Source organism: Rubripirellula reticaptiva, assembly GCF_007860175.1.
Classification (GTDB): domain Bacteria; phylum Planctomycetota; class Planctomycetia; order Pirellulales; family Pirellulaceae; genus Rubripirellula; species Rubripirellula reticaptiva.
Window position 1 is genome coordinate 1,156,674 of record NZ_SJPX01000001.1, and the last position, 25,152, is coordinate 1,181,825.

The window sequence follows — 25,152 nt, forward strand, 5'->3', positions numbered from 1 at the left end:
GATTCACTCCTTGGTGATCGTTTCGTGAAGATTTAGCATCACATTGGCGACACCGAACCAAGATGCGAATTCGATTTCGGATAGGCCGTCGAGCCGAATTCCCGCTGCCAATTGTTTGGCTCGATCGGGATGCTTTTCCAAGTCGCTGGACTGGTCCGTCCATAGCGACGTCAAAGCCTGTACTTCGTCGGCGCCAGGTTCTCTCGCGACGCATCGACGTAGTTCCTCGTAAATCGTTGATTCGACCGACTGTCGCTTTGCGCTGGTGGCCGCTCGCAGCGCGATCGCCTTGGCCGCTTCGACATAGACCGGATCGTTCAACAACGTCAATGCCTGCAGCGGCGTATTGCTTCGCGATCGCCGTACCGTACACGCGAACCGGCTCCCCGCGTCAAAATTCGTGAAGCTGGGATACGGTGCGCCTCGTTTGATGACCACATAAACGCCGCGACGGTGCTTCTGATTCCCCGGGCTGACGACGTAGTCGTATTTTACTCCGCCGACCTTCGTCCACAGACCATCGGGTTGGTACGGTCGAATGGGCGGGCCAAAGGAATCGAGTGAAATCAATCCCGAAATCGCCAGCGCGTTGTCGCGGATCGTTTCGGCGTCCAATCGAACTCGAGGCCCCCGCGCGAGCCATCGGTTTTGGTCGTCCCACTCCAATGACTCGGGACTGGTTGCCGACGTTTGTTGATAGGTCTTGGACATCACGATCGTCTTGATCAATTGCTTCATCGACCAACCGTGCTGAACAAACTCGACCGCTAACCAGTCCAACAACTTCGGATGCGATGGTCGGTCGCCTTTGATTCCAAAGTCTTCGCGCGTCCGCACGATCCCCTCACCGAACAGTTCGGCCCAAATTCGATTGACCGTCACTCGCGCGACCAACGGGTTCGACGGATCGACCAACCACTTTGCCAAGGCCAGCCGGTTACCGCCAGACGCCGACGACTCTTCGATCGAATGCAAGAACGCCGGCGTATCCGGCTGGACCGATTCGCCTGGCGAACGATAGTCGCCTCGCAGGAATACGTAAGACGGTCGCGGTTGATCCAGTTCCGACATCACTTGCGTCGTGTCGGGTGCAACCTTTGACAAGGACCGGTCGATTGCCGCGATCTTTTTGTCCAACTGTAGCATCGCAACATCAGACTGCGATCGAAAATCGATCAACGCGTTACGATTCTTAACCGACCATTCTGGGCTGGGTTTGTTCAGCAACGAAATGATCGCATCGGGAACCGTGTCGTGGTCCGGATTGCCCGAGACGGCTGACAGTTGCAAACAACCGATCGTCCTCGCGTTGCCAAACCGCTGATCTAAAACAAACTCGATCTCGATGGGGCCACTCTCGTTCAAGGGTTCCTCGAGCGTGAACAGTGCCCAGTGTGGCCGCGAAAACTGGGGCGAGATGGCCCATCCTGTCTTTTTGATGCCGTCGATCGCTTTGCCCACGTCGTACGAACCCTGCGAATGATCGGCACGTGCGCCGACGAAAGAAAGCGGAGTTTTGGTTCCGTCGCTGCGAACCAAGGATGCTGAAAACTCGTTCAACACAAAGTTGTTTCGGACTGGGTCGCCGCGCCCGGGGCCAGTCCCGGGCAGCGACGGATCCGTCAACACGTCCAAGCGAATGGCGCGGATGTCAGTCGCATCGATTTTTGCCGATACCACGTACCGGTCCGACGATGGCGGATCATCACCAACCAACAATACGGCGCCGTCGTCGCGAACCTGATGCGAATCGGTCGTCCCTTCGGATTCAAACCCCGTGACTTTCATCACGTGTAAATGGGGTGACTGTTGAAAATCGTTTGCGAGTCGTTTCGCCCAATCGTCCAAGTCAACTTCGTACTCGGATCGCAATGCTTTGCGTTCACTGACGAGTGGTTTCTTCACAAGTTCCAGTTCGCGGCGTTTTTGATCACGCGCCGTGTTGGCGATCGGCATGGACGGGCCGAGAAATCGGATCGAGGAAATGGTTTTCGGATCGGATCGATCGGCTTCGATTTCGGTTTGGTTGAAGAACGCGGCAAACTGGTAATAGTTCTTGATCGTGAACGGATCGAACTTGTGGTCATGGCATTGGGCGCACTCGAGCGTTGATCCCAACCAAACGGTGGCTGTTGTGTTGACACGATCGAGAACTTGTTCGATGCGAGTTTCTTCGGGCAATGCACCTGCTTCGACGTTCGTCGGTGAGCAGCGATGGAATCCGGTCGCCACTTTCTGAGACTCCGTCGCATCGGGCAACAAATCGCCAGCAAGTTGCTCGATGGTGAATTGGTCGAACGGCATGTCATCGTTGATTGCACGAATGACCCAGTCGCGATAAGGCCACAAGTCGCGAAGGTCATCGCGTTGGAAACCGTGCGAATCGGCATACCGGGCAAGGTCCAACCAAGGCCTCGCCCAATGCTCGCCGAACTGTGTTCGCGTCAGCAGTTGATCGACCACCCGGCTGAAGTGTTCGTTCGACGGATCCGCTTCGAATGCGCGCACTTCATCAAGCGACGGCGGGAGTCCGATCAGGTCCAAGTGAACGCGACGAAGCAGCACCGCGGGATTGGCGGGTTCCGAGGGCATTCGACCTCGATCGTCCAATCGAGCGAGCACGAAATGGTCGACGGGCGTTCGGGGCCAATGATGATCCGAAACGGTGGGCAGCGCCGGCCGCGTCGGCGCGACGTAGGACCAATGCGGCGGCGGTTGGAAACCATCGGGCCATGCCGCGCCAGCTGCGATCCACTTGCGAATTGCACGAACTTCCGATTTCGAAAGCGGATCGCCGATCATCGGCATGACTTCGTCATGGTTTCGCGGTAACTCGATCCGCCGAACGAGCTCGCTATTGTTGGGATCGTCCGCCTCCAGGACTCCCGATTCCATCAAGCTTGATTCTTGATCCAATCGCAATCCGGCATCTTGGCGTTCTTCACCGTGACATTCGAAACAGGAACGATGAAGAACGGAATAGATATCCGCGACGAAATCGAACGACTCGGCGGCCAACGAGACCGATGCCGAATCGGCGATGAACATCATCGTGATCGCAATGCGTACGAGCATCTTCGGGGATGAACTTGGGTAGCGATCCTGCATGGTGGGAGAATCCAAAATCAGTCGGAAGTTGCAATCGGCCCTATCAGTCTAAGTGAACTTGCACCTGCATGCGTTGTGTTCGCAAACCTTTCGCCGTGGCAGGGTGCGAACTGCTTTGCAGTTCATTACCCGTCAGCGGAGTCGCGTGGCCACTTCGGGTTGCCCAAGTTAGGAACACTGGTTAGCCGAATCCGCCGCCGCCGGGCGTTTCGATGATCAGTCGATCGCCGGCTTTGACTGCGGTGGTTGTGGTGGCGGGTAGTTCGGTGGTGACGCCGTCCGATAACAATGTGTTGCGGCCCGACATGCCAGCGCCGCCGCCGGCGATTCCGTAGGGGCGTGTCGTTCGGCGACTGGTCAAAAGGCTCAGTGTTAGCGGTTTAAGAAACTCGAATTCTCGTACGATTCCGTCGCCTCCGCGATGGCGTCCGTGTCCTCCACTGCCTCGCCGGATCGCGAATCGGCGAATGCGGACTGGCAAACGAGACTCGGCCATTTCGGGGTCTGTGATCCTTGTGTTGGTCATGTGGGTGTGCACCGCATCGGCGCCGTCGGCGTCTGCGGTGGCGCCGCTGCCGCCACCAATCGTTTCGTAGTAACCGAACGTTTTATCCCCGAAGATCACGTTGTTCATGGTGCCTTGCGACGCCGCCACGGTGCCGATCGCACCCAGTAGAACGTCAACGATTCGTTGGCTGGTTTCGACATTTCCCGCCACCACGGCGGCACATTTTGCCGGATCGGGATTGGCCGGCGGATCCAATAGTCCAGGATCGATCCGCAGGTCCACGTCGCGCAGCACGCCCTCGCAAAGTGGCAGATTCGACTGTGACACGCAGCGCAGTACGTAAAGGGTTGCCGCAGTCGTAATTGCTGGTGTTGCGTTGAAACCGAAGCGATGCACCGGAGAAGTCGTGAAGTGGATCGACAATCGTGCCCCGATCCTTTGGATGCGGACGGCAATCGATGTGCCGTCGTCCAAGGTGTCGCTGAACTCCATCGGATCGGTCGACAAACCCGCAATCCAGCGGTGCATCGAGTCGCCGGCTAGATCCAGGATTTGCCCCATCAAATCGTTCACAATCGACGCAGAATGCGTTGCCGCCAATTCTCGCAGCGCCGCCGCGCCGTGCATTCCGGCGGCCTGAGCAGCAGCGATGTCGGCAAGGTTCTCGTGAACGCTTCGCGATGGGAATTGCCCCGACTGAAGCAGCAATCTCAGTTCGTCGCGCCGCGAAACGTTGCCGCGAACAAGCGGGAAATCGCGGATCAGGACGCCTTCTTCGGCGAGTGACTGAGCGTCGGGCGGCATCGAGCCGGGCGTACGTCCACCGATTTCGGCGTGGTGTGCTCGCGACGCGACAAAAAAGTCGGGTTTGGCGTCGCGGGCCAAAGCGTCGCAAAAGACTGGCGTCACCAACGTCACGTCCGGTAAGTGCGATCCGCCGGCGAATGGATCGTTGCTTAGGTACGCATCGCCCGCCGACATGGTCGGAAACACGTTCATCATGTGACGTACCGTGTGGCCCATGGCACCTAGATGCACCGGAACGTGCGGCGCGTTGGCGATCAACGATCCGTCGCCACGAAAGACGGCACAACTGTAATCGAGTCGTTCCTTGACGTTGACGCTAAAGGATGTCCGCCGCAGGACTTCGCCCATGGCATCGGCAATCCCTTGTAACCGGCGAGCGATGACTTCGATCAAGACAGGATCGGTATCGAGCGTGCCCCGCGATTTGTTGGTTGCATCCGCCATCGTTGAAGTTGCTGCGGTCTTGGTTTGGACGGGTGCCAGTTCGACCACGCCCCCATCCAACACCTTCGCTCGCCAACCCGGTTCGACAAGCAACGTCGAGTGGTCGCCGACGATCATCGCCGGTGCATCGATGTCATCACCCGTTTGTAGGCCAACGCGATCAATCAGTTTGGCCTCGATCATTTCTCCATCATGCCAGATCGACGTTGTGGTCGTCGGGGCCGGACTAGCCGAAGCGATCGTCGTGTTCGAGTCGTTGACCGGATGATGGATGGTCGCTTCGCCGCGGACCGCGACTAGTTCGATCGAACGGCCGGGTTGGTGGTATCCAAACGTGGATTGGTGGGAACCGATGAATCGATCAGCGATAGATTCGACCGGTTGCAGCGAGATGGTCAGTGAAGCGTCGGTACCTTGGTACCGAACGTCGCACTCAAAGTTGTGGTTGATTTCTGAGTCGTTCGTTGAGCTGGTTTCCGACGCCAGCATCTGGCTGGTTTCATCCTGCAAGTCAGCTATCATTGTTTTGAATTCGGTGACAGTGATGTCGCTCAGTGGCCGATAAATGCCGCGAGCAACGACACGGCCAATATTGGCCAATCCCATTCCCAAAGCGCTCAGCATGCCCGCGTCAGGGTGATCCAAAATGCGTTTCATGCCCAGTGCGGTTGCAACGCGGCAAAGGTGTTGTCCCGAGGCACCGCCAAATCCGACCAGTGCCATCTCGCGAACGTCGACGCCTTGGGCGGTGCTGACCGTGCGGACGGCCTCGGCCATGTGAGTGATCGCAATCCGCAGGAATCCCTCGGCGAGTTTCTCGGTGCATGTGAATGCACCGGAGTTTATTCGCTCGGCGATGGATTGGATTCTGCGCTGCGATGCCTCGCGATCAAGGGCGAATGGGAACCGGCTTTCTGGGATTCGGCCCAACAACAGATTGACATCCGTGACGGTCAGTGGCCCGCCACGACCATAGCAAGCGGGGCCCGGATCGGCGCCAGCGCTGGCGGGGCCGACCGTCAAACGTCCGTCGACATAGTCACAAATGGAACCGCCACCGGCAGCGACGGTTTCGATATCCATCATCGGCGTCATCACGCGAATGCCGGCAACACGCGACTCTTGGCGGCGTCCAACGGTGCCTTCAAATCGGCTGACATCGGTGCTGGTGCCGCCCATGTCGATACCGATCGCACGATCGGCCCCACAAAATCGGGCGACATTGGCGAGTGCGACGACACCACCGGCAGGCCCAGACAGGATGCTGTCGCGACCGCGAAAATCAGCGGGGGAAACGAGATTCCCGTTGCTGGTCATCAATCGGAAGCGGCAATTCGATTCGCCACCGAATTGGGCCCAAACATTTGCGGCGTATCCAGCCAGGATCGGATTCAGGTACGCATCGAGCGTCGTCGTTTCGGCTCGCGAGACCAACTTGATCAGCGGCGCCACTTCGCTGGAACGACTGATATGGGTGAACCCCGCTTGGCGTGCCAAGTCCTCAGCAATTCGCTCGTGGGCATCGTTGACATGAGCATGCATCAAAGAGATTGCGATCGACTCGATGCCGTCGCCGCGAAGTGCGATCAAGTCTTGACGTAGTTGATCGATGTTGATTGGCGTCAGGACGTTGCCATCGTGGTCGAGTCGTTCGCTAACTTCGACGACGGATTCGGTCAGCGGTTTTGGTTTGACGATCGCGAGCGCGAACAGATCAGGCCGATCTTGCTGGCCGATCCTGAGGATGTCGCCAAAGCCAGTCGTGACCAGAAGCGCAGTCTTGGCACCACGCCGCGTCAATAGCGCGTTGGTGCCGCGTGTGGTCCCCAGTCGAACGTCGAGATTCGGCAGGCCCTGGTCGAGTGGGACGCCAAGCAGGATTCGTGCGGCAAGCACTGGTGATTCGAGTCGGGCATCAATGCAAAGCGACGTGCCCGTTTTAATCTCGGCGTCGCTGTTGGCGTCGTTGTTAGCGGCTTTACTGCGCGACAGCACGATGGTGCGGTCCGTCTGCCGTATGACGGTTCCGATCGGCGTGAGTGCGCCATCAGCGCCCACGATCGACACGTCGGCAGAAATCCAGAAGCCTTGAACTTCGGCGGCGGGGAACGCATCGAGTGTTAGCGAACGGTCGGCTGAAACGTCGATCACTCGCGCGTAGACGGCACCCGAACTGAGCACTTTGGTGGCTCGGCGTTGATTGCCATCGACGACGAAACAGTCCGTAAACGTTCCGCCAACATCGGCCCACACAGAAACAGTCATGGCGTTGGGACAGTCATCGCGTTTTGGATGGACGTTAGGAAGGATTGAACAATTGCAGGCTGTCGTCGGTCGCGGCCTGGTCGATCAACGCAACCACGACGTCACCGGTCTTTAACTGATCGGACGCCGTTGGGACGCGAACAAATCCATCACGATGGATCGCGGCGATCAAGCATTTTCCGGCCAGCGGTAGTTCAGCCAAGCTGGCCTGTGTGACTCGTGACCCCTCGGTGACTTCCAGTTCAAAAACGCCGATCGTTCCGTTGGGCAATCGAGTTTGGCTGATAATCGCGCCTTCGTTCAGAAAGCCCATGATTTGACGCGCTGCAACGTCACGTTCCGACACCGCGCGGTCGATTCCTAGCTTTCCGACGACGTTGGCGTAGTCAGGGCGACCAACCACACACATCACTCGTGCTGCACCTAGTTCGCGAGCCTCGACGCCCGCCATGATGTTACTCTCGTCGCTGCCGGTGCAGGCGACAAAGTAATCGACCTTGCCGGCGCCTTCGTCTTCCATGATGCTGCGGCGGTTCGCGTTGGCATGGACGACGGTCACGTTGGGCAGAATCTTTGCGATATGGCTGCAACGATCAGGGTCACGTTCCAGCATGACGATGCGATAGTCACGGCGGCTAAGTGAATCAGCCAGGTGGTAGCCCGTTTCGCCACCGCCCGCGATCATGACTCTTTGCTTGGCTTTATCTTCGGTCTTGCTAACGAAGATTTCGCGAGTCTTGGCGACGGTGTCGGGTGTGCCGATCAAGCTAACACGGTCGCCGGCATGAATTTCGTCTTCACCGCTGGCGATCCACATGCGTCCGTCGCGCGAGATCGAGCCGATGCGGATCGACGCGGGAAGTTTGAGGTCTCGCAGTTTGTGGTCGACCGCGCTGCTCTTGGAATTGACTTCTAGTTCGTAGACTTCCAACTGACCTCGCGCGAAGTGTTCCAGCGGTATCGCGTCGGGGTTGCGAATCGCGCGGGCGAGTTCGAATGCGGAAAGTTGTTCAAGACTCAGCAGGCTGTCGATGTTGAAGTGACGTTGGTAATCAAATGTTGAAAGGTCTCGGAATGCGGGCGCGTATACTCGAGCGATACTGCGCCGGGCGCCAAGAGCTTTGGACATGCTGGCCGCGACGATGTTGACTTCGTCGTCGCCGGTCACTGCCAAGACCATGTCGGCGGCGCAAACATCAGCTTGAAATAGCACGGTGCTTCGAGAGGCGCTGCCCTCGATAGCTCGCACATCCAATTCGCTGTTGATGCGGCGAACGTTTTCGGGGTTGTGATCGACAACGGTCACGCTGTGTCGTTGCCGACAAAGCATGTCGGCGACCCAGCGTCCGACGGTTCCTGCACCAAGAGTCAATACTCGCATGAATTTATCGCACGTCGAAGCCGATCAATCGATCGACAAAAGGGAAAGTGATGGGTTGGCCAGAATTGGCGATCGATCGACCAATCAAGCAAGCCAGTCGAGCACACATAAAACGGCGAAGATGATCGCCATGAACCCAGTGATCCATCGCCCTGTCTGAAAGGCGTGACGCAGCACCAGCGACGTGTCTTCATGACGCGTGCCACCGAACACCAACGAGATCGCAATGATCAGCGGCACGTAATACAGAAGATACGACGGAGCGATGGAGAGCATGGAAGGTTGGTTTCGAAAGTATTGTTGGGTTGAGATGAAAGAGCGACGAAATCAGTCTTGGCAAAGTTGTCGTCTCGCGGCTTCAAGCTTCCGCCGTTTCGGTTGCCGCGACATCTGATTTTTCGTCATCTTTCTTTCGTCCACTGATCGGGATCGCAAGCGGTCCACCATAGGCATCGTAGATCACCAGAATATTCAACAACCCAGCGATCACGGTGTACCACGTGCCAAGCTCATAGCCTGCGCCGCGACGTGCGTACCAAGCTGATACCTCGTCGGCTTCGCTTTCGATGACGGGTCGAAACGGCGGAGCCATGAATCCGCCCCACAACGGTTTGTAAGCTGGCGACGTTCGGCCACTGGCAGTGGCCTTCCGCATCATATTGCCTTGGACCAAGGCCGGCAGAGCTGCCGCACCGACACCTGCTTGTAAGAAATAGTGCCAGCGTTTGTCGCCCGTTTCCCACGATGCATAGACAACGTGACCGCCGCCAAGGGCAAAGCCAAGGATCCACGCCGACATGATGCAGACAAAGAAGAGGCATCCTTTGGTGGTGCGGCCTTGGTACAGGTGGCCGGCACCAGGGACAAGCCACGCCAGAAATGCGGCTAGCGGTCGGTTGCGCAGATTCACCTCCTGCCCGTCGACTGCGATTGTATTTTGCGGGTCCGTTGGCATCTGGATTCTTTGTGCGTACTTGTCGAGATCGGGTCAATGAAAACATCACGCCGTTGACATTGGGTCGAAGACTTCGGGTCATGGCTGCCGCTCATTGTGAGCCAAAGCGTTCCAGGGCGGTAGGTGAATGTTCTTGGCATTCTTCGTTGATCGGCGGCGATTCTTGGTTTGAAGGGTATTTGCTGCCTCGATTTCAGGGTTGGTTTTTCTTTGTCTTAACTGATCAGTGCTTCGATTGGCCGGTGTTTCTATTGACCTAGACGCAACGGATTTCTTAAACGGGAACTACGGCCGACTCAAACCCAACCCTACCCATCCTCAGTAGCAGCTTTCTGATGTCACAAAAGAAGCACCTGTCATTTCCATTTGCATCCTCGGTATCGCTTGCGTCACCCACTTTCAGGTCATCGTGCCTGGCAGCCCTGGTGATCGCATGTGTCGCCGGTTGCGGTTCGAAAGACAGTGAAATGGCCGCTAATTCGTCGAATCAATCGAGTTTGTCGGCAGCATCGATAGCCGAAAATTCCGAAAACGTTGCAGCGCCGGCGGACGTGGTCAGCCAATATCTGGACCTGGTTCGGCGTGGCGGTGCAGATACGGGCGCTGGGTCGTTGTTAACGACGCGTGCCCAGGCCGAATTGAAGCGAATCGGGATCGCAGTTACTCCGATTGGATCGCCCAATGCAAAGTTCACCGTCACCCGCTCGGAAGCTTTCCCAGAACAGCCCAATTCGATGCTCGTCCACACCATCTGGACCGAGCCGGGTGCAGACGGAACCACAACGAATACCGAAGTGGTTTGGGCACTCGAGCGAGAATCGGTGGGCTGGCGGATCTCTGGATTGGCGATGGACCAAGGAGGCTCGGAAGGCCCTCAATTCATCGACTTCGAAAATGGTGCTCGAATGGCCCAATTGATGAACGAAGTCTCGCCGCAACCCGAGTCTCAACAAGCCATCGCTCGATAGAACGCTGAAATCCGCTGCAAAGCGTACCAAGCAAATTGCTCGGCGATCTGGCCCCGATGACCCCGATCGTCCGGCTCTCGGGATGCCGGGGAAGTCATGGACGCCCGCGATTTTACGTCATTGTGCGAAATATCAGGCGCATTGGTTGTACCACGATGACGCACCGGCGACAGGCAGCCCTTTTGGGTGGTTTGGTTGTCGTTTTGCCGTAAATTTCGGTGTTTTTTTCGTTCCCGGTTGCGTTTTGGAACTGCGGCGGTGACCTGTCGGTGGCAATTTGGGTCGATTGCCTCGTTTGAGCCGATTGACACTTTCATGTCCGCGGCTACTGTAACAACGAATCGAACTGGCTGCATATTCAGCCTAGGCTGCGCATTTTGTGCTGCCGCCGGTTTTTTGAGAGAGACCGAGCGACGGTCGGCGTGTTGTCGACGGCTTGGTCAGGAGTCCGAGGGTTTGGACTTCTTCAACTTGATGTGCGAATTCGGATCGCACCAAACACTCCGAAATCTTGGGAGAATTCTATGAATCGGACTGTGGTGAGCGGCGTTGCCGCATTCGCACTTTTGATCGGTGCGGCCTCGAACATGAACACGGTTGAAGCAGGTTGCTGTAACGGCGGATTGTTTGCCAAGCTGCATTCGAAAAAGTGCAGCGGCGGATTGTTCTCGCGTCTGAAAGCAAAGCATGCTTCGGATTGCTGTGCACCGGCTCCTGTTGCCGACACTTGCTGTGCACCAGCACCCGTTGCTGAGCCTTGCTGCGCTCCAGCACCTGTTGCTGAACCTTGCTGTGCTCCAGCACCTGTTGCTGAACCTTGCTGCGGTGGCGTTGTCGAAGCGGCTCCAATGATGGAAGCTGCTCCTTGCTGTGGTGGTGGCGAAGTCATGATGGGCGACGTTGTCAGTGACCAAGGTATGATCGTCGACGACAGCAGCCAAGGTTACGATCTGGCACCGGGCGAGCAACTCGTCCCAGGCAGCGTTCAAACGATCTCGGAAGGTGGCGCTGCTGAAGCCGCTCCTGCCGCTGAAGCTGCTCCCGAAGCAGCGCCAGTTCCAGTTGCTGATCCTGCACCTGCAGCAGAAGCACCTGCAGCAGAAGCACCCGCAGCAGAAGCACCGGCCAGCAGCAGCGATGCTGTTGAAGCCGTCGAAGAAGCTGCACCGCCAGCTCCGCAACCCGACGCTTCGACCGATGCGTGATCTTGTTGCGATCAAACTTTGATCGCATCTCAAGAATGATTTAAAACGAGAAACCTCGCCGGTCACTAGATCGGCGAGGTTTCTTTTTTGTCATCGTCGTTGTTCGAATTGTCTTCGGTGTTTGCGCCGTTGAAGTCATCAATCACATCCAGCCTCAGTCGCCCGACGTCGTTGAAGTCTTCGACGTCATCGGGTTTCAGGAACAAGTGTTCGCTGGCGTCTTGATCACGGACAAAGAACCAACTTGACGTCGTCGCTGCCATTTCCACTCGGTCTGATACCGTTTTAATCTCGACGTCCGACGGTCGCGCCGCCCAAGCCTTGGGTGACGCCCACGGGGACGCTCCGCAGCTCAAGTCACGCAGGATGTCAGTCATGGCGACATCCGACGACGGCTGCGGCATTCGAATCGGACCGATGTCACTGATGATCATCGGAACGCGAATTTCTGGGCTTCGCAGGGGGCCGCAACCGCGACCAATCCACCCGTTTTGGCCCAGCGAAAAACCGCCCGTGCCGACCACGATAAGCTGTGGATCATCGGCGCTGATCGATTGCAGCAAAATTTCGATCATCAAATCGATCAACCGTACCTGACATCCATAGGTTCGCATCCACGACGTCACCAAGTCTGGATCCGACGAATCAGCTAACGACAACTTCGGCACAGTGACGGTTTCAAAAATCGGCAGAGTCGGTTCAACGAGCCTTGCAGGTTCGGTGTTGCCGATCAGTTCAACTTCTTCTTCGTCGGCTTCGTGCGCTAGCAACTCGATTTCATCAATCGGAAACAACGACCGCGGCGCGTCCCACCGCGTCGACAAAAAATTGCTGTGCAGCCACATCACGCTCCAAGGTTCATCTTCGGCATCCCGTTCGACCGCTGCCGCGATCACCGATGCCAACTGAGTTGTTTCGATCTCGTCCGCGGGTTGGGCGTCTTGCTGGGTCGCTTGTGGCGGTAACGTGGTAACGCGATCAAAGCATTTTGCGTCAGCCGCGATCGATGAATCGTCGGTGATCAAATCGACGGCTCCACTGCCTCGCCATGCATCGGCCCAGCTGTTATCGCCACCATCAAACCAGCGGCGCAAGACTGCGGCCGAGTCATCGTTGGTTGCGATCCAGCGATCCCAAACACAGCCTCCAGTGGCAATCGTGTCGATCGCCGGAGTCTGGTTCCACGACGATCCGTAGCAACCGATTGCGGCCGTCGCCAGCGCGTCGAAGGAAAGCACGATCAACGGTTTGGTCAAACGACCATGATCGGACGCAGTGGAATCGGACACAGGCGAGTCGTTGGGCGACGAAGGGGGGAGAGACGCACGGATTTTACCGCGTAATCGCGACATTCGTTGCAACCGTCGCGACAACCGGATTGGACCGAAGGTAACAGCTTCGGACTGGCCCACCCAGTCCCTGCGGTAACCTAGCGTTCACCGTCTCGATTCGCCTTTGCAACACGTGGCCGCCATTCATGTCGATTATCACCGGCGTTTCCACTGTTTTCGTGTGGCAGTAAACTCCGGCGAATTTATCACTTTGACTCTCCACGCTTCTCGCTCCAATCCAATCAATTCACAGATGGCCGACTCAAACTCCTCCTCTCGGCATACCCGATCCGTCGTTTGGGGTGTTCCCTTTGACCACGTCACGCTCGAGCAATCGATCGACAGCATCGACGACATGATCGCTGGGGGGGAAGCCGGTTATGTGATCACGGCGAACCTGAACTATGCAATGCTGAATCGTCGCAATCCAGACATGCATCCGATCACCCGGGACGCTGATCTGATACTCGCTGATGGACAGCCGATCGTATGGCGAAGTCGTCTGAACAAACAACCGCTGCCCGAGCGGGTTGCTGGCAGCGAGATGATCTACAAGTTGGCCCAGCGAGCCACGCAGAAGGGACACGGCATTTACTTCATGGGCGGCGAGCCAGGCGTTGCCGCCAAGTGCGCCGATCGTTTGTCTCGGCTGTATCCCGGACTCGTGATCGCAGGAGTCGAGTCGCCTCCGTTTCGGAAGTTGACCGACGAAGAACAAGCCGAACAAGACGTTCGCATTAAAAAGTCGGGCGCCAAAATCTTGCTGGTCGCTTTTGGGCAACCCAAAGGCGAACGCTGGATCCACGAAAACTATCAACGGCTAGGTGTGCCCGTCTGTATCCAACTTGGTGCGTCGTTTGACTTCATCGCCGGAACCGCAAAGCGAGCGCCGATGATTTGGCAAAAGCTCGGCATGGAATGGGCCTACCGAATGATGAGCGATCCCAAGCGACTGGTACCTCGATACGCATCCAACGCTTCGTTCCTCGTCGGCGCGATCGTCGAAGACTGGCGTCAACTTGTCATTGGTTGGGGACTCTGGCCATCACCTCGCCAATGACCCGTCCCGCCAATCACCAACCAAGTAACCAGCGAACACTTCGTTCGCGCACAAACCTTTATCACGGACGAACCTCAAATACCCGACCGTTTTAACCTTACTTTGCAGAGAACTTAGCCATGTTGAATGCTCTCCTGATCGCCGGAACCGCCATCGTTTCCGTCGTCGCAGTCGCCACGATCATTATTCGGACGTACAACCGTCTGGTCGCGGACAAGCAAATCGCAGGCAACAGCTTTGCTCAGATCGAAGTGCAGTTGAAACGGCGTTACGACTTGATCCCGTCGCTTGTCGAAGCCGTGCGGGCCTACCTCGGTCATGAACGCGAAACACTTGAAGCCGTCATCGCAGCCCGCAGTCAAGCGTCGTCCAAGTTGCCCGGCGTGGGGCAGCAACTCAACGATCCAAACGTTGTCGGAACATGGGCGGCGTCGGAATCGGCACTCGGTGGTGCAATCGGGCGTTTGGCGATGGTGATCGAAGCCTATCCCGAATTGAAAGCGAACGAGACCGTTGCTGGTCTTACCGAAGAATTGACCAGCACCGAAAATCGAATCGCGTTCGCTCGCGGACTGTACAACGACGGTGCGACCACGTTCAACATTCGTCGCCAAAGTTTCCCAGCGATTGTCTTCGCCGCCGCAATCGGTTTTGGCGATGACTTGGTCTGCTTGCAATTCGACGACCAGCCGGAAATCCATCAAGTGCCAGCCGTCGAATTGGTCGCGTAGTGTAGCGTTGACGGACGTTCCGTCGTTCGAATTAGAACAACAACCCACTGGCTGATCGCGGAACACTGATCTTTTTTATGGTACGGTTCCGGGTTGCCAACTTGGATGAAACGCCCATGTTTGACTTTCTAGCTCGAAAAACGCGAGCAATGCGTGCTTCGGCTCGATGGTTTGCGTTGGTGTTTGTGACGCAGGTGTTCACGGTCGTCTCGACAGGTGTGGCGGTCGGCTATCTGTTGGTGTTTCCCGTTGTGTTCGCGTTCGCGTACCATAATTCGAACGCACCCCGTGATGGTCTGCTGAACGAATACGGACGCGAAGTTGACAAAATCGAATACTCCGTCGCGCGAGCGTTTACAAAATCGTTTGATGACTCGATCTCCGCTGAAGACCGTTGTGTCGACCCCCATCGCGTTTTTTGGTTCACGTCTTTATTAGGCGTCGCATCGACGGCCGCAGGATTGCTGTGCATCACAGCGATTGAACGCCATCGCATTCAGCGCGGCGGTGGCTGGGCCATCGGATTGGCGATGGGTGGACGTCGTGTCGATGCGATGGCCAACTTGGACCAACGCCGTGTGATCAATGTCGTCGAAGAAGTATCGATTGCGTACGGCACCACGCCACCAACTGTATTCATCTTACCAGCTGAAATGGGCATCAATGTCTTCGCGGCGGGTTTGACGCCTGAGGATTGTATTCTGTGTATCACCGATGGCGCGGTGCAGTACTTGAAGCGTGACGAAATGCAAGCTGTGGTGGCGCATGAAATGAGCCACCTGATTCATGGCGATACGCTGCTCGGAACGCGGATGACGGCGATTCTGTTAGGCTTGCAAAGCATTCGGGTGCTCGCCGAGATGTTGTTCACGTTAGGACGGGATCTTGCGGACGCTGATTTGCGAAGCTGTGTGCTGGGGTATCTGTCGATGTTGGTCGGGGCAGTGCTGTGGCCGTTTGGATTGTTCGGTGTGTTGGCTGCGACCGTACTGACGATGTCGATCGGACGTTCGCGAGAGACCGTTGCCGATGCCGAAGCAGTCGCCCGAACTCGAAATCCACAACCGCTTGCCAATGCGCTGCGGCGAATTTGGGGACACCCGGCCGGCGGCAGCGTGCGGCATCCGATGACTTCGCTGATTGCGCCAATGCTGTTCGTTGAACCCTCCATCACGCACCGTTGGTTTTCGACGCATCCACCGCTGCAAGATCGTATCGCAGCGATCGATCCAGCCGGCGACACGGTTCCGATCTACCACGACGATGTGTTGGTCGCGCCAAGTCATAACGAATCACGCCCAGCCGCAGAGATCATGAATTTTGTGTTCGCGGGTGCTTTGTTAACGAGCGACCAACCGAGGTCGAAACGGCCCGATTCGAAAACGCTTGATCCGGATCAGTTTGCTGCGGCGTCAGCGGTCATCTTGTCGGCTCTGAGTGCATGCGACGGTGAAACGACAATCTCGGACTACGAATTCATGCGTGGCTGGGCGCAACTTGGCTTGGGCGAAGCCAATCGAATCTCGGCCGATCACCTGGATGACGCGTTGTTCCGCGAGGCGACCGAGACCCTCACTGCGGCGACACCACCGCAAAAACAAAGAGTTCTGGCTGCGATCGCCAACACCATCTCAAGCGATGGCCGCATGAGCCCCGAAGAAGCCGCCATGCTAGAAACCGTTCAGGCCGCTTGCCAAGTCTCTTAACCGAGGCAAATGCAACTGCATGACGTTGGTCGTGTATTCTTCATGATGGAAGTCACGATTGCGTTTCCATCGTTGGGAAGCTGCGGCTGAGGAATGCGATGACGTTTGCGGAGCCTTGTTCTTCGATTGTTTGATCGAAACCTGAAACGTGGTACAGCGACTGCTTGGGTTTTTGATGTTACATGTTTTGATCGCGGTGACCGTGTTGTGCGTTCAGGTTCCTGATTGCTTTATTCACGGCACTCATTCACACATGCATCATCCACGAACTCACGCGGTCGTCTTTCTGCGCCGTAGCCCTTGGTCGGGTACTTTTTCTGGTCGCTGGCTTGGATTTACATTTCGGTAAGTCGGTCAGGATCAGCGTGTGCTATCAGGTCTTGTTTGACTGAATTCCGTGGTTGTTTTTGATCGCGCAAACACTATGGTGTGATCACCATCGCACTGGCAATGCTGACCATCATCGTTGCACTTGGTCGGGTGAAGTGGGGATATGCGGTCGGCGTCGACGCTGCGGCCTGTCTTTTCGCTGCAATCGTTTCGGAGTCGATTGAGCGAGTTGTACTAGGACATGCTTGGGGCACGTACCAGCACATGACGGGTACGCGCCGCGCTTCATTGACCGCGGTGCTGTCGGCAGCGACATTTGCCGCGATCCATCATGAAAGCGGCCACTCGCTGGGCCGCCGAATAAACTACAGCCGATCGAACTGCGATTAAGCCGAGGGCGTTGTCTTCTTTTTCGGCTTGTAGACTTCCGTTGCCGTACCGTAGTGAACTTCGCCAGCGTTCATCAGCGTTTCGCTGAGCGTTGGGTGCGGGTGAACCGATTCGGTGATGTCATGAACTTCACAACCCATTTCGATTGCCAACACAGCTTCGGCAATCAGTTCGCCAGCGCCACTGCCGACGATGCCGCAACCAAGCACGCGGTTGGTTTCGGGGTCGACCAACCATTTGGTCAGGCCATCGGTGATTCCGAGTGCCTGAGCCCGGCCGCTGGCCGCCCACGGATAGACTTCGACGTCCACGGTGATTCCGTCGCGTTTCGCTTCGTCTTCGGTTAAACCAGCCCAAGCGATTTCGGGATCGGTGAAGACGACCGCGGGAATTGCGCGCTTGTCGAACACGGCTGGCTTGCCCGCGATGACTTCGGCAGCAACGCGTCCTTCGTGAGTCGCTTTGTGAGCCAGCATGGGATCGCCGGCGACGTCACCGATTGCAAAGATGTTGGTGTCAGCGGTGCGTTGTTGGTTGTCACAGACAATGAAGCCACGCGCGTTGACTTCGACCTTCGTGTTTTCCAAACCTAGGCCTTTGGTGACCGGTCGGCGACCGATGCTGACCAGGACGCGGTCGTATTGTTCGTGGCCGAATTTGCCGGGGCCTTCAAATGTGACTTCGATCTTGTCGCCGACTTCGGTCAGCGAACCGACTTTGGTGTTTAAGAAGACTCGTTCTTCACACATCTTGTTGATGCGTTTGGCGAGCGGTTTGACCAAGTCGCGATCGGCACCCGGCAGCAGAGTTTCGGTCATTTCGACGACTGAAACCTTGGAGCCCAGGTGAGCGTAGACGCTGCCCATCTCCAAGCCGATGTAACCACCACCGATGACCAATAGGTTGTCGGGGATGTCGGCAAGTTTTAGAGCACCGGTGCTGTCCATGACTCGGTCGCTGCCGATGTCGAATGCCGGTGGCATCGCAGGCACACTGCCGGTGGCGATGATGCAGTGATCGAAGGTCAGTTGACCGCCTTCGGGGATCGAAGCGTCGTCGCCTTCAAGTTTTAGTGTGGTCGAGTTCACAAAGCTGCCACGCGCTTTGATGATTGTCACGTTTCGGCGTTTGGCCAGATTGCCAAGGCCACCGGTCAAGTTCGAGATCACTTTGTCTTTTCGGGCGCGAACTTTATCGACGTCGATCTTAGGTTTGCCGGCGTACTCGACGCCCCATTCGGCGCCCAGTTCGGCGACTTCGCTGATCACTTTGGCAACGTGAAGCAAAGCCTTGCTAGGGATGCATCCACGAAGCAAGCAAGTACCGCCTAGTGTTGGCGAGGCTTCGACGATGGTGACTTGAAGACCTTCGTCGGCAGCCAAGAAAGCAGCCGCATAACCACCGGGGCCACCACCGAGAACAACAACGGGCGAATGCATGAGTCTAATACTTCGGTTGGAAAGTGAATCGCCGAGGACGGCGAAAATGTGTGTGTCAAAAAACGATCCGCACGAGCCGGGAACAGCGCGTGCGGATCGTCTTTAATTATAGTCGTATTTCGAATCGCGAACGATCGTCATACCAGTAGTGGTGAACGCGGGCGTTATCGTGACAAGAATTCGACGACGCTGTTCGCGTCCACTGGCAAGCTGATGTCGCTAGGGCCAGGCTTGCCCAGTACGGTTGCTTTCAAGTTTTCGCTATCGAACGAAACCCAATCCAGGGCGTCCGGCGAAGCGTTGGCGATGACGCCACGGTAAACGTTCTTCAGGTTTTCGCGGCCGCGGACTTCGATGATGTCACCAGGACGCAAGATATAGCTTGGCGAAGTGACCTTCACACCGTTGACGCGGAAGTGGCCGTGGCCGATTCCTTGGCGAGCTTGCGGACGGGTCTTGGTGAATCCTACGCGGCGGATCACGTTGTCCAAACGGCTTTCGCACATCAGCAGCAATAACTCACCGGTGTTACCGGGCTTGTGGCTGACGGCATCGAAACAGCGACGCAGTTGACGTTCGCCCAAGCCATAATAGTGCTTGATCTTTTGCTTCTCCATCAACGCCAAACCGTAGTTACTTGGTCGACGTCCACGGACGTGCATACCGGGCGGTGTGGGGCGGCGGTCGAGTGCTCGCGCGGCGCCAGCAGTTTCATAAATCAGGACGCCAAGACGACGGTTGATGCGAGCTTTCGGGCCGGTGTAACGGGCCATGGGCAATGCCTTTCTTTCCGCGGGCTATAAAAGCCATGCGGGCTTGGGGGGGAACGTGGTCGAGCGAGTTGAAACCAGAGACGTCACTGAAAGAAGTGTTTTGCAGTGTTTTACGATGTTTTCAAACTTCGCCGGCCGGCGTGATCCGTATGGGGCTAGAACGATTCCAGCCCGCAGGTCACGCGGGATTTTCGGTAAGGGGCAAAGTTTGGCTGGAAAAGCCGGTTTTTGCAAGGGCAAGCACCTGACGACTTTCTCGGGTTTTCGGTACCGTGGCAGCCGCAGGTCCCGAATTCGACCGTGAACGCAGATCACGCCGGTCCGGGCCCACGGAAATAACGCAGAATCCCCCCAAACAAGAAACTATCGCAAGATGACTGATTTTGACGTATTTGGCGTTGGAAACGCTTTGGTCGATATCCAAGCGACCGTCGAAGATGCCGTGCTCTCCGAATTGAACGTCGATAAAGGCATCATGACGCTGGTGGACGATGCTCGCCAACGCGAAGTGCTGGGACTACTAGACGGTCGCCCCCTAAACCGCTGTGCCGGTGGATCAGCGGCCAATACGATCGTCGCGGTCGCCGAATTTGGTGGCAAATCGGCATTCGTGGGCAAGATCGGCAATGACGAAGTCGGCAAGTTCTTTTTGAAGGACATGCAGGACTTGGGCATTCATATCGACGTCGAACCGGCTGACGACTCAACCGGCACCTGTGCGGTGCTGATCACCGAAGACGCCCAGCGAACGATGCTGACCAATTTGGGTGCGTCGGTGACGTTGACCGAAAACGACATCGACGAAGAATTGATCAAGCGATCCAAGTACATCTACGTCGAGGGATACCTGTTTACCGGCGAGAACACCAAGGCAGCCGCCTATCGTGCGATGGACTTGGCTCAAAAGCACGGCGTCAAAATCGCCTTCACGGCTTCGGACCCGTTCCTGATCAACATGCTTCGCGACGAGATCTGGGAACTAGTTACTGGGCCGGTTGATTTGCTGTTTTGCAACGAAGAAGAAGCAAAAAGTCTGACCGGTGAATCCGACCCGATCGCTTGTGCCAAGGCGATCCATGATCACGCAGAAAACGTCGCACTGACGTTGGGCGAAAAAGGCTCAATCATCATGCACGGCGGCGAAGCGTTCCCGATCGAAGGCGTCGCCGTGAAGGCGATCGACACGACCGGTGCGGGCGATATGTACGCCGGCGCGCTGTTATTCGGAATCACGAATGGCATGTCGTGGCGCCAAGCTGGCCACTTGGCCAGCGAAGCATCCGCAAGAGTTGTGGCTCAAATGGGCGCACGTTTGGAACGCAAGTTCACCGCAGCCGAAATTGAAGCTCTTTCGAGTTTGGCTTAACACCGTCGCCAGTCACAGACTGGTCACCACATACCGGTCACATAGTATTCAAGTCGCGTTTTGGCATCTGCATTTCACAGATCGCCAGCGCGTCGGCGGCGATCCGCGGATCCAAGAACGGTGATACAACGCCCTCGTCGATCCATTTCGCGACCGCGTTGATTTCGTGAACGAACGCGTCGACTGGATCACCATCACCAAACTCGGGACGTTCGACGCGTCCGTCGTTGTGCATGATAGTGACGGGGATCAGCGCGGTCGAACCGTCCGCGTAACCAGCGAATTCGAATTGAATCGTTGCGTTTTCAAAACTGACTTCGTAACCGTGCGTGAAGCCTCGGGCGGATGAATCGATCACGCCACCGCCGGCCGAAACGACCGTCTCGTCGTTACCGAAATCAAAAACCGTTTCATAAAACTTTGGCACACCGCACCGCCGCTGGCTCGCCGTCGTGGCGGACTTGGGCATCCCGAATAGCAATCGAATCAAGTGCGCGTCGTGAACGTGCAAATCGACCAACGGTCCACCCACTTTTGCGGCGTCGTAAAAATCGGGAATCCAGTCTGGCGGGCCAATCGTTCGTTTGAATCGGCCGGCGGTCGGTTTGCCGTAGCGTCCGTCTTCGGCTGCGTCGACCAAGATTTTGAACTCAGGCATTAGCGGCAAAATGTGCGCGACCGCCAAGTTCCCGCTGCCCGAATCGGTAGCCAACCGGGTCGCAGTGGTCGCATCAAGCGCCAGCGGTTTTTCGCACAGACATCGTTTTCCGCTGCGCACACAGGCGTCGATGGCTTCGGCATGCATGGCCGGCGGCAAGCAAATGTCGATCATGTCGATCGATTCGTCCGTCAGCATTCCTTCGATGGTTTCGTAAACGTTGATCGACGAAACGTCGATTTTTTCGCCTGGCGGACCAAAGTTGCCTTGGATCGATGTCCAGTCCCCTGCGCGCTTGGCTGGATTGCTGGAACAAAACGCGACCACTTCGGCGTTTGGACTTCGTTGATAAGCTAGATAGTGGATCCAGCCCATGAAGCCGACGCCGACAATTCCTGCTCGCATGTTGCTTACTTTTCGGGTTTGGGGAACTGAGTTGCTTTTCTATTCAAAATCGAAAGTCTAAGATGTTTCGACGCACCAGCTTACCAGCTATTCGACGGTCTCTCCGGTCAGCCACTTCGGCTGCTGTCGTAATTTCGATCGGAATGTTGATCGAAGCCACATCGGTCACGGCCGATACCTGGACTCAGTGGCGCGGCAGCGACGGCAACAATCACGCCGCCGCGGGGACCGAAGCACCGCTGAAATGGAATTTCACAACCGGCGACGGCATCGCTTGGAAAACCGCCATTCCGGGCCGAGGCCATTCCACGCCGCTGGTTCTCGACGAAGGTATTTTTTTGACGACTGCCGAAGCCGACAAGCAGACTCAGTCGCTGATCAAGTTTGATCGACAAAGCGGTCGCATCGTCAACCAATGGGTGCTGCACCGAGGCACTTTGCCGGCCGACATCCACAATCACAATTCCTACGCGTCGCCAACACCAGCTTTCGACGGCGAACATCTGTTCGTTACTTTCCACACCGACGACGCGATTTGGTTGTCAAAAGTAACCACGTCGGGAAACATCGTTTGGCAACGACGCGTCGCCGAGTTTAAGCCGCGACTGTTCCAGTTCGGGTATGGCGCCAGTCCCTTGGTTGAAGATGGATTGGTGATTGTCGCCGCCGAGTACGATGGCCCCGACAGCGGCCTGTACGGGCTGGACTGTCGCACTGGCAAGCAAGTATGGAAAGTCAGTCGGCCCAGCAACCTGAACTTCGCGTCGCCGATCGCTGCGACCATTACCGGACAACGGCAAATCTTGTTGGCCGGTGCCGGGATGTTTGCCGCCTATGATTCGCTGACGGGAAAAGTGCTGTGGTCCATCGACACGACCACCGAAGCCATTTGCGGTACGGCAGTTTGGGATGACCGACGTGTCATCGTTAGCGGCGGCAATCCAGTGTCCGGTACTTGGTGTGTCAGCGGAGATGGATCCAAAGCAGAGCTGTGGAGCAACGGCGTCAAGTGTTACGAGCAATCGTTGTTGGCGATTTCGAACTACGTCTTTGCGGTTGCCGACACCGGCGTCATGTATTGTTGGCGAACAGTCGACGGAAAAGAAATGTGGAAGCGAAGGTTGTTCGGCGGTGGCATTAGCGCATCGCCAACCTTGGTGGGAAATCACATTTACATCGCTAGCGAAGCGGGCGAGGTTTTTGTAATCAAAGCATCGCCCGACCGATTTGAACCGATCGCCGAAAATCAAACTGGCGACTCGATATTTGCCACGCCCGTCGCCGTCGATGGCCGTTTGTACTTGCGAACGGGCGTAGGTACAGGTCGCGACAGACAAGAGTATTTAGTGGCTGCGGGCCGAGTTTCGCAAAACTAGCCAGCGTTTCACCTAGAGCTCATTCGGCAGTTAATATCTCGATACTCCAGAATCGATTTCTGGCCTGCCACGATCGAATCCCTCTCACTTTTTCTACCGGCCGGACATCATGATTCGCGTTGCTTCTTTAACCGTTATGTACCTTGTGTTTTATGCTGCAGATTTACATGGCCAGGAAACAACGGTTAGCGAAAAGCCAAAACAAGCGGAACAAGAAGCCCAGGTCAACACTGCTGACTACCTACGTGAGATGCAATCGAATGCAGTGCGCGAACAGCAAGCGAGTTGGGGCCACTGGGGCAATCAAGCGGATCGCTTTAGCACTTGGTTGAATCACAGTAATCGTTTGATCCCCGTCTATACCTTCGGCATCACGCTTGATTCGCTGCGTGCCGAAGGCAGTGCCTACGCAGACCCTGCTCGGCTTGAAAATTTGTACGGCAGCGTTCCCGAAGGTTCCGTTAATTCGACTGCAACTTACTTTGATCAGACCGACGTTTATCAATTGCAAAAATCGGCGATCGATGCTGGCTTCACAAACATCATCATGATTGTCTTCGACGGAATGGACTGGCAAACCACTCGGGCAGCCGCGCTGTACCAACAACACCGCAACGCTTATAGCAGCGGTCGGGGGACCGGGTTGTCGATCCAAGATGAACGTTCGATGCCAACCGATTTTGGTCTGATCGTGACAAGTGCACGTAACGGTGGTGCAAAGTACGACGTCAATTCGCAAACAATGCTGAGCGGCGACAAGCCGGCCACCGGCGGGTTTGACTCGACTCGCGGTGGTGACGCACCATGGAACGAGAAGCCGGCGCTTGACTATTTGATGGGGCTCGATCGTGAACGGCCACACACAGTGACCGATTCGGCAGCGTCGGCGACCAGTTTGTTCAGTGGCATCAAGACCTATAACGGTTCGATCAATGTGGCGATCGATGGAACGCAAGTTGAGCCGCTGGCTAGGGCGCTTCAGGCCAATGACGATTACATGGTCGGCATCGTCACCAGTGTTCCGGTTAGCCACGCTACGCCGGCGGCTGCTTACGCTAACAATGTGGCACGTGGCGACTATCAAGACATCTCGCGTGATCTAATCGGATTGCCTTCTTCGGCTCACCGCAATAAGCCGTTACCGGGTGTCGACGTCTTGATTGGTGGCGGATGGGGTGAAGGCGTCGACAAGGACTCGACGCAAGGCGACAACTTTGCGACTGGCAACAAGTATTTGCATCAGGATGACTTGCGCCGCGTCAATATTGACCACGGCGGACCCTATGTCGTCGCTCAGCGAACCAAGGGTAAGCGGGGACGCGAGAACCTGATGGCGGCTGCACAGCAGGCTGCGGACGATGGTTCGCGACTGCTGGGGTACTTTGGGGGTCAAGGTGGACACCTGCCATTCCAAACCGCCGACGGCAATTTTGATCCGACGTTCGACGCAAAGGGAACTGAGAAGTACTCCCGAGCTGACATCGACGAAAACCCCACGTTGGCCGATATGACCGAAGCAGCATTGTTGGTATTGGAGCAATCGATCGAGGGTTTTTGGTTGCTGATCGAAGCCGGTGACGTTGATTGGGCGAATCACGCCAACAATCTTGATAACGCGATCGGAGCCGTTGCCAGTGGCGATGCTGCGTTTCGATCAGTGATGAACTGGATCGACGAAAACAACGCGGCGGACTTTACCGCGGTCATTGTGACGTCGGACCATGGTCACTATCTGGTCATCGACGACATTGAACGAATTGTTAAGCCGGCCGAGTGACTCGAGGTGCCTAACGGAAGAACGGAATCGGTGAAGCGGTTGAATCTGGTGTGATTCCCGGCGAAGTGCTAATCTAGGGGATACGTCGCTCACCGGCGGGCGGGTTTCATTTGGTTGATTGCTTCGATTACTGAAACTGAATCATCCGATCGCCGGCGTGTGACGGGAA

18 protein-coding genes are annotated in these 25,152 nt (G+C 56.5%); 9 read left to right on the top strand and 9 right to left on the bottom strand.

Features of this window, described 5'->3' with window-relative positions; all coding sequences use genetic code 11:
* Positions 1-3 precede the first annotated feature (3 nt).
* From Poly59_RS04115 to Poly59_RS04135, 5 genes are all read right to left on the bottom strand, one after another.
* On the bottom strand, positions 4-3,108 hold the full coding sequence (locus tag Poly59_RS04115) for a PSD1 and planctomycete cytochrome C domain-containing protein (protein ID WP_146532753.1): 3,105 nt from the start codon (positions 3,106-3,108) through the stop codon (positions 4-6).
* Between the two features lie 181 nt (positions 3,109-3,289).
* Positions 3,290-7,132: a hydantoinase B/oxoprolinase family protein gene (locus Poly59_RS04120; RefSeq protein WP_146532754.1), complete on the bottom strand. Its 3,843-nt coding sequence runs from the start codon at positions 7,130-7,132 to the stop codon at positions 3,290-3,292.
* Between the two features lie 34 nt (positions 7,133-7,166).
* Positions 7,167-8,513 (bottom strand): Trk system potassium transporter TrkA, encoded by a 1,347-nt coding sequence (trkA, locus tag Poly59_RS04125; protein ID WP_146532755.1) that lies wholly within the window; start codon positions 8,511-8,513, stop codon positions 7,167-7,169.
* 84 nt (positions 8,514-8,597) lie between these two features.
* On the bottom strand, positions 8,598-8,789 hold the full coding sequence (locus Poly59_RS04130; RefSeq protein ID WP_146532756.1) for a hypothetical protein: 192 nt from the start codon (positions 8,787-8,789) through the stop codon (positions 8,598-8,600).
* An 82-nt stretch (positions 8,790-8,871) separates the two neighbouring features.
* Positions 8,872-9,468 carry a DUF6677 family protein gene (locus tag Poly59_RS04135; RefSeq protein ID WP_246151368.1) on the bottom strand — a complete coding sequence of 199 codons (597 nt, stop codon included), beginning with the start codon at positions 9,466-9,468 and terminating at the stop codon, positions 8,872-8,874.
* 467 nt (positions 9,469-9,935) lie between these two features.
* On the opposite strand from Poly59_RS04135, the gene Poly59_RS04140 reads away from it, so the two are divergent.
* Together Poly59_RS04140 and Poly59_RS04145 are read left to right on the top strand one after the other, a co-directional pair.
* The gene (locus Poly59_RS04140; RefSeq protein ID WP_146532757.1) at positions 9,936-10,436 is read left to right on the top strand and encodes a hypothetical protein; all 501 of its coding nucleotides are present in this window, start codon (positions 9,936-9,938) and stop codon (positions 10,434-10,436) included.
* Between the two features lie 524 nt (positions 10,437-10,960).
* On the top strand, positions 10,961-11,641 hold the full coding sequence (locus tag Poly59_RS04145) for a hypothetical protein (RefSeq protein ID WP_246151369.1): 681 nt from the start codon (positions 10,961-10,963) through the stop codon (positions 11,639-11,641).
* 65 nt (positions 11,642-11,706) lie between these two features.
* Here the strand turns inward: Poly59_RS04145 and Poly59_RS04150 are convergent, their stop codons facing one another.
* Positions 11,707-12,930: a hypothetical protein gene (locus tag Poly59_RS04150; protein ID WP_146532758.1), complete on the bottom strand. Its 1,224-nt coding sequence runs from the start codon at positions 12,928-12,930 to the stop codon at positions 11,707-11,709.
* Between the two features lie 295 nt (positions 12,931-13,225).
* On the opposite strand from Poly59_RS04150, the gene Poly59_RS04155 reads away from it, so the two are divergent.
* From Poly59_RS04155 to Poly59_RS04170, 4 genes are all read left to right on the top strand, one after another.
* Entirely contained in the window at positions 13,226-14,032 is an 807-nt protein-coding gene (locus tag Poly59_RS04155; protein ID WP_146532759.1) for a WecB/TagA/CpsF family glycosyltransferase, read from the top strand.
* 119 nt (positions 14,033-14,151) lie between these two features.
* On the top strand, positions 14,152-14,763 hold the full coding sequence (locus tag Poly59_RS04160; protein WP_146532760.1) for a LemA family protein: 612 nt from the start codon (positions 14,152-14,154) through the stop codon (positions 14,761-14,763).
* A 116-nt stretch (positions 14,764-14,879) separates the two neighbouring features.
* A complete protein-coding gene (locus Poly59_RS04165; protein WP_186776007.1) occupies positions 14,880-16,469 on the top strand; it encodes a M48 family metalloprotease in 1,590 nt (529 codons plus the stop codon).
* A 429-nt stretch (positions 16,470-16,898) separates the two neighbouring features.
* Complete coding sequence (locus Poly59_RS04170; protein WP_146532762.1) at positions 16,899-17,189, top strand: hypothetical protein; 291 nt, start codon at positions 16,899-16,901, stop codon at positions 17,187-17,189.
* Here Poly59_RS04170 and lpdA read toward each other — a convergent pair.
* A complete protein-coding gene (lpdA, locus tag Poly59_RS04175) occupies positions 17,186-18,628 on the bottom strand; it encodes a dihydrolipoyl dehydrogenase (protein ID WP_146532763.1) in 1,443 nt (480 codons plus the stop codon). The genes Poly59_RS04170 and lpdA overlap by 4 nt on opposite strands.
* A gap of 164 nt (positions 18,629-18,792) precedes the next feature.
* Positions 18,793-19,401 carry a 30S ribosomal protein S4 gene (rpsD, locus tag Poly59_RS04180; RefSeq protein ID WP_146532764.1) on the bottom strand — a complete coding sequence of 203 codons (609 nt, stop codon included), beginning with the start codon at positions 19,399-19,401 and terminating at the stop codon, positions 18,793-18,795.
* Between the two features lie 373 nt (positions 19,402-19,774).
* Between rpsD and Poly59_RS04185 the strand changes: the two genes are divergently transcribed.
* On the top strand, positions 19,775-20,767 hold the full coding sequence (locus Poly59_RS04185) for an adenosine kinase (protein WP_146532765.1): 993 nt from the start codon (positions 19,775-19,777) through the stop codon (positions 20,765-20,767).
* 37 nt (positions 20,768-20,804) lie between these two features.
* On the opposite strand, the gene Poly59_RS04190 is transcribed toward Poly59_RS04185, so the two are convergent.
* Positions 20,805-21,830, bottom strand: coding sequence for a Gfo/Idh/MocA family protein (locus Poly59_RS04190; protein WP_146532766.1), 1,026 nt, complete (start codon positions 21,828-21,830; stop codon positions 20,805-20,807).
* A gap of 62 nt (positions 21,831-21,892) precedes the next feature.
* Between Poly59_RS04190 and Poly59_RS04195 the strand changes: the two genes are divergently transcribed.
* Both Poly59_RS04195 and Poly59_RS04200 read left to right on the top strand, forming a co-directional pair.
* The gene (locus Poly59_RS04195) at positions 21,893-23,206 is read left to right on the top strand and encodes an outer membrane protein assembly factor BamB family protein (RefSeq protein ID WP_146532767.1); all 1,314 of its coding nucleotides are present in this window, start codon (positions 21,893-21,895) and stop codon (positions 23,204-23,206) included.
* A gap of 109 nt (positions 23,207-23,315) precedes the next feature.
* Complete coding sequence (locus Poly59_RS04200) at positions 23,316-24,983, top strand: alkaline phosphatase (protein WP_146532768.1); 1,668 nt, start codon at positions 23,316-23,318, stop codon at positions 24,981-24,983.
* Positions 24,984-25,152: the final 169 nt, after the last annotated feature.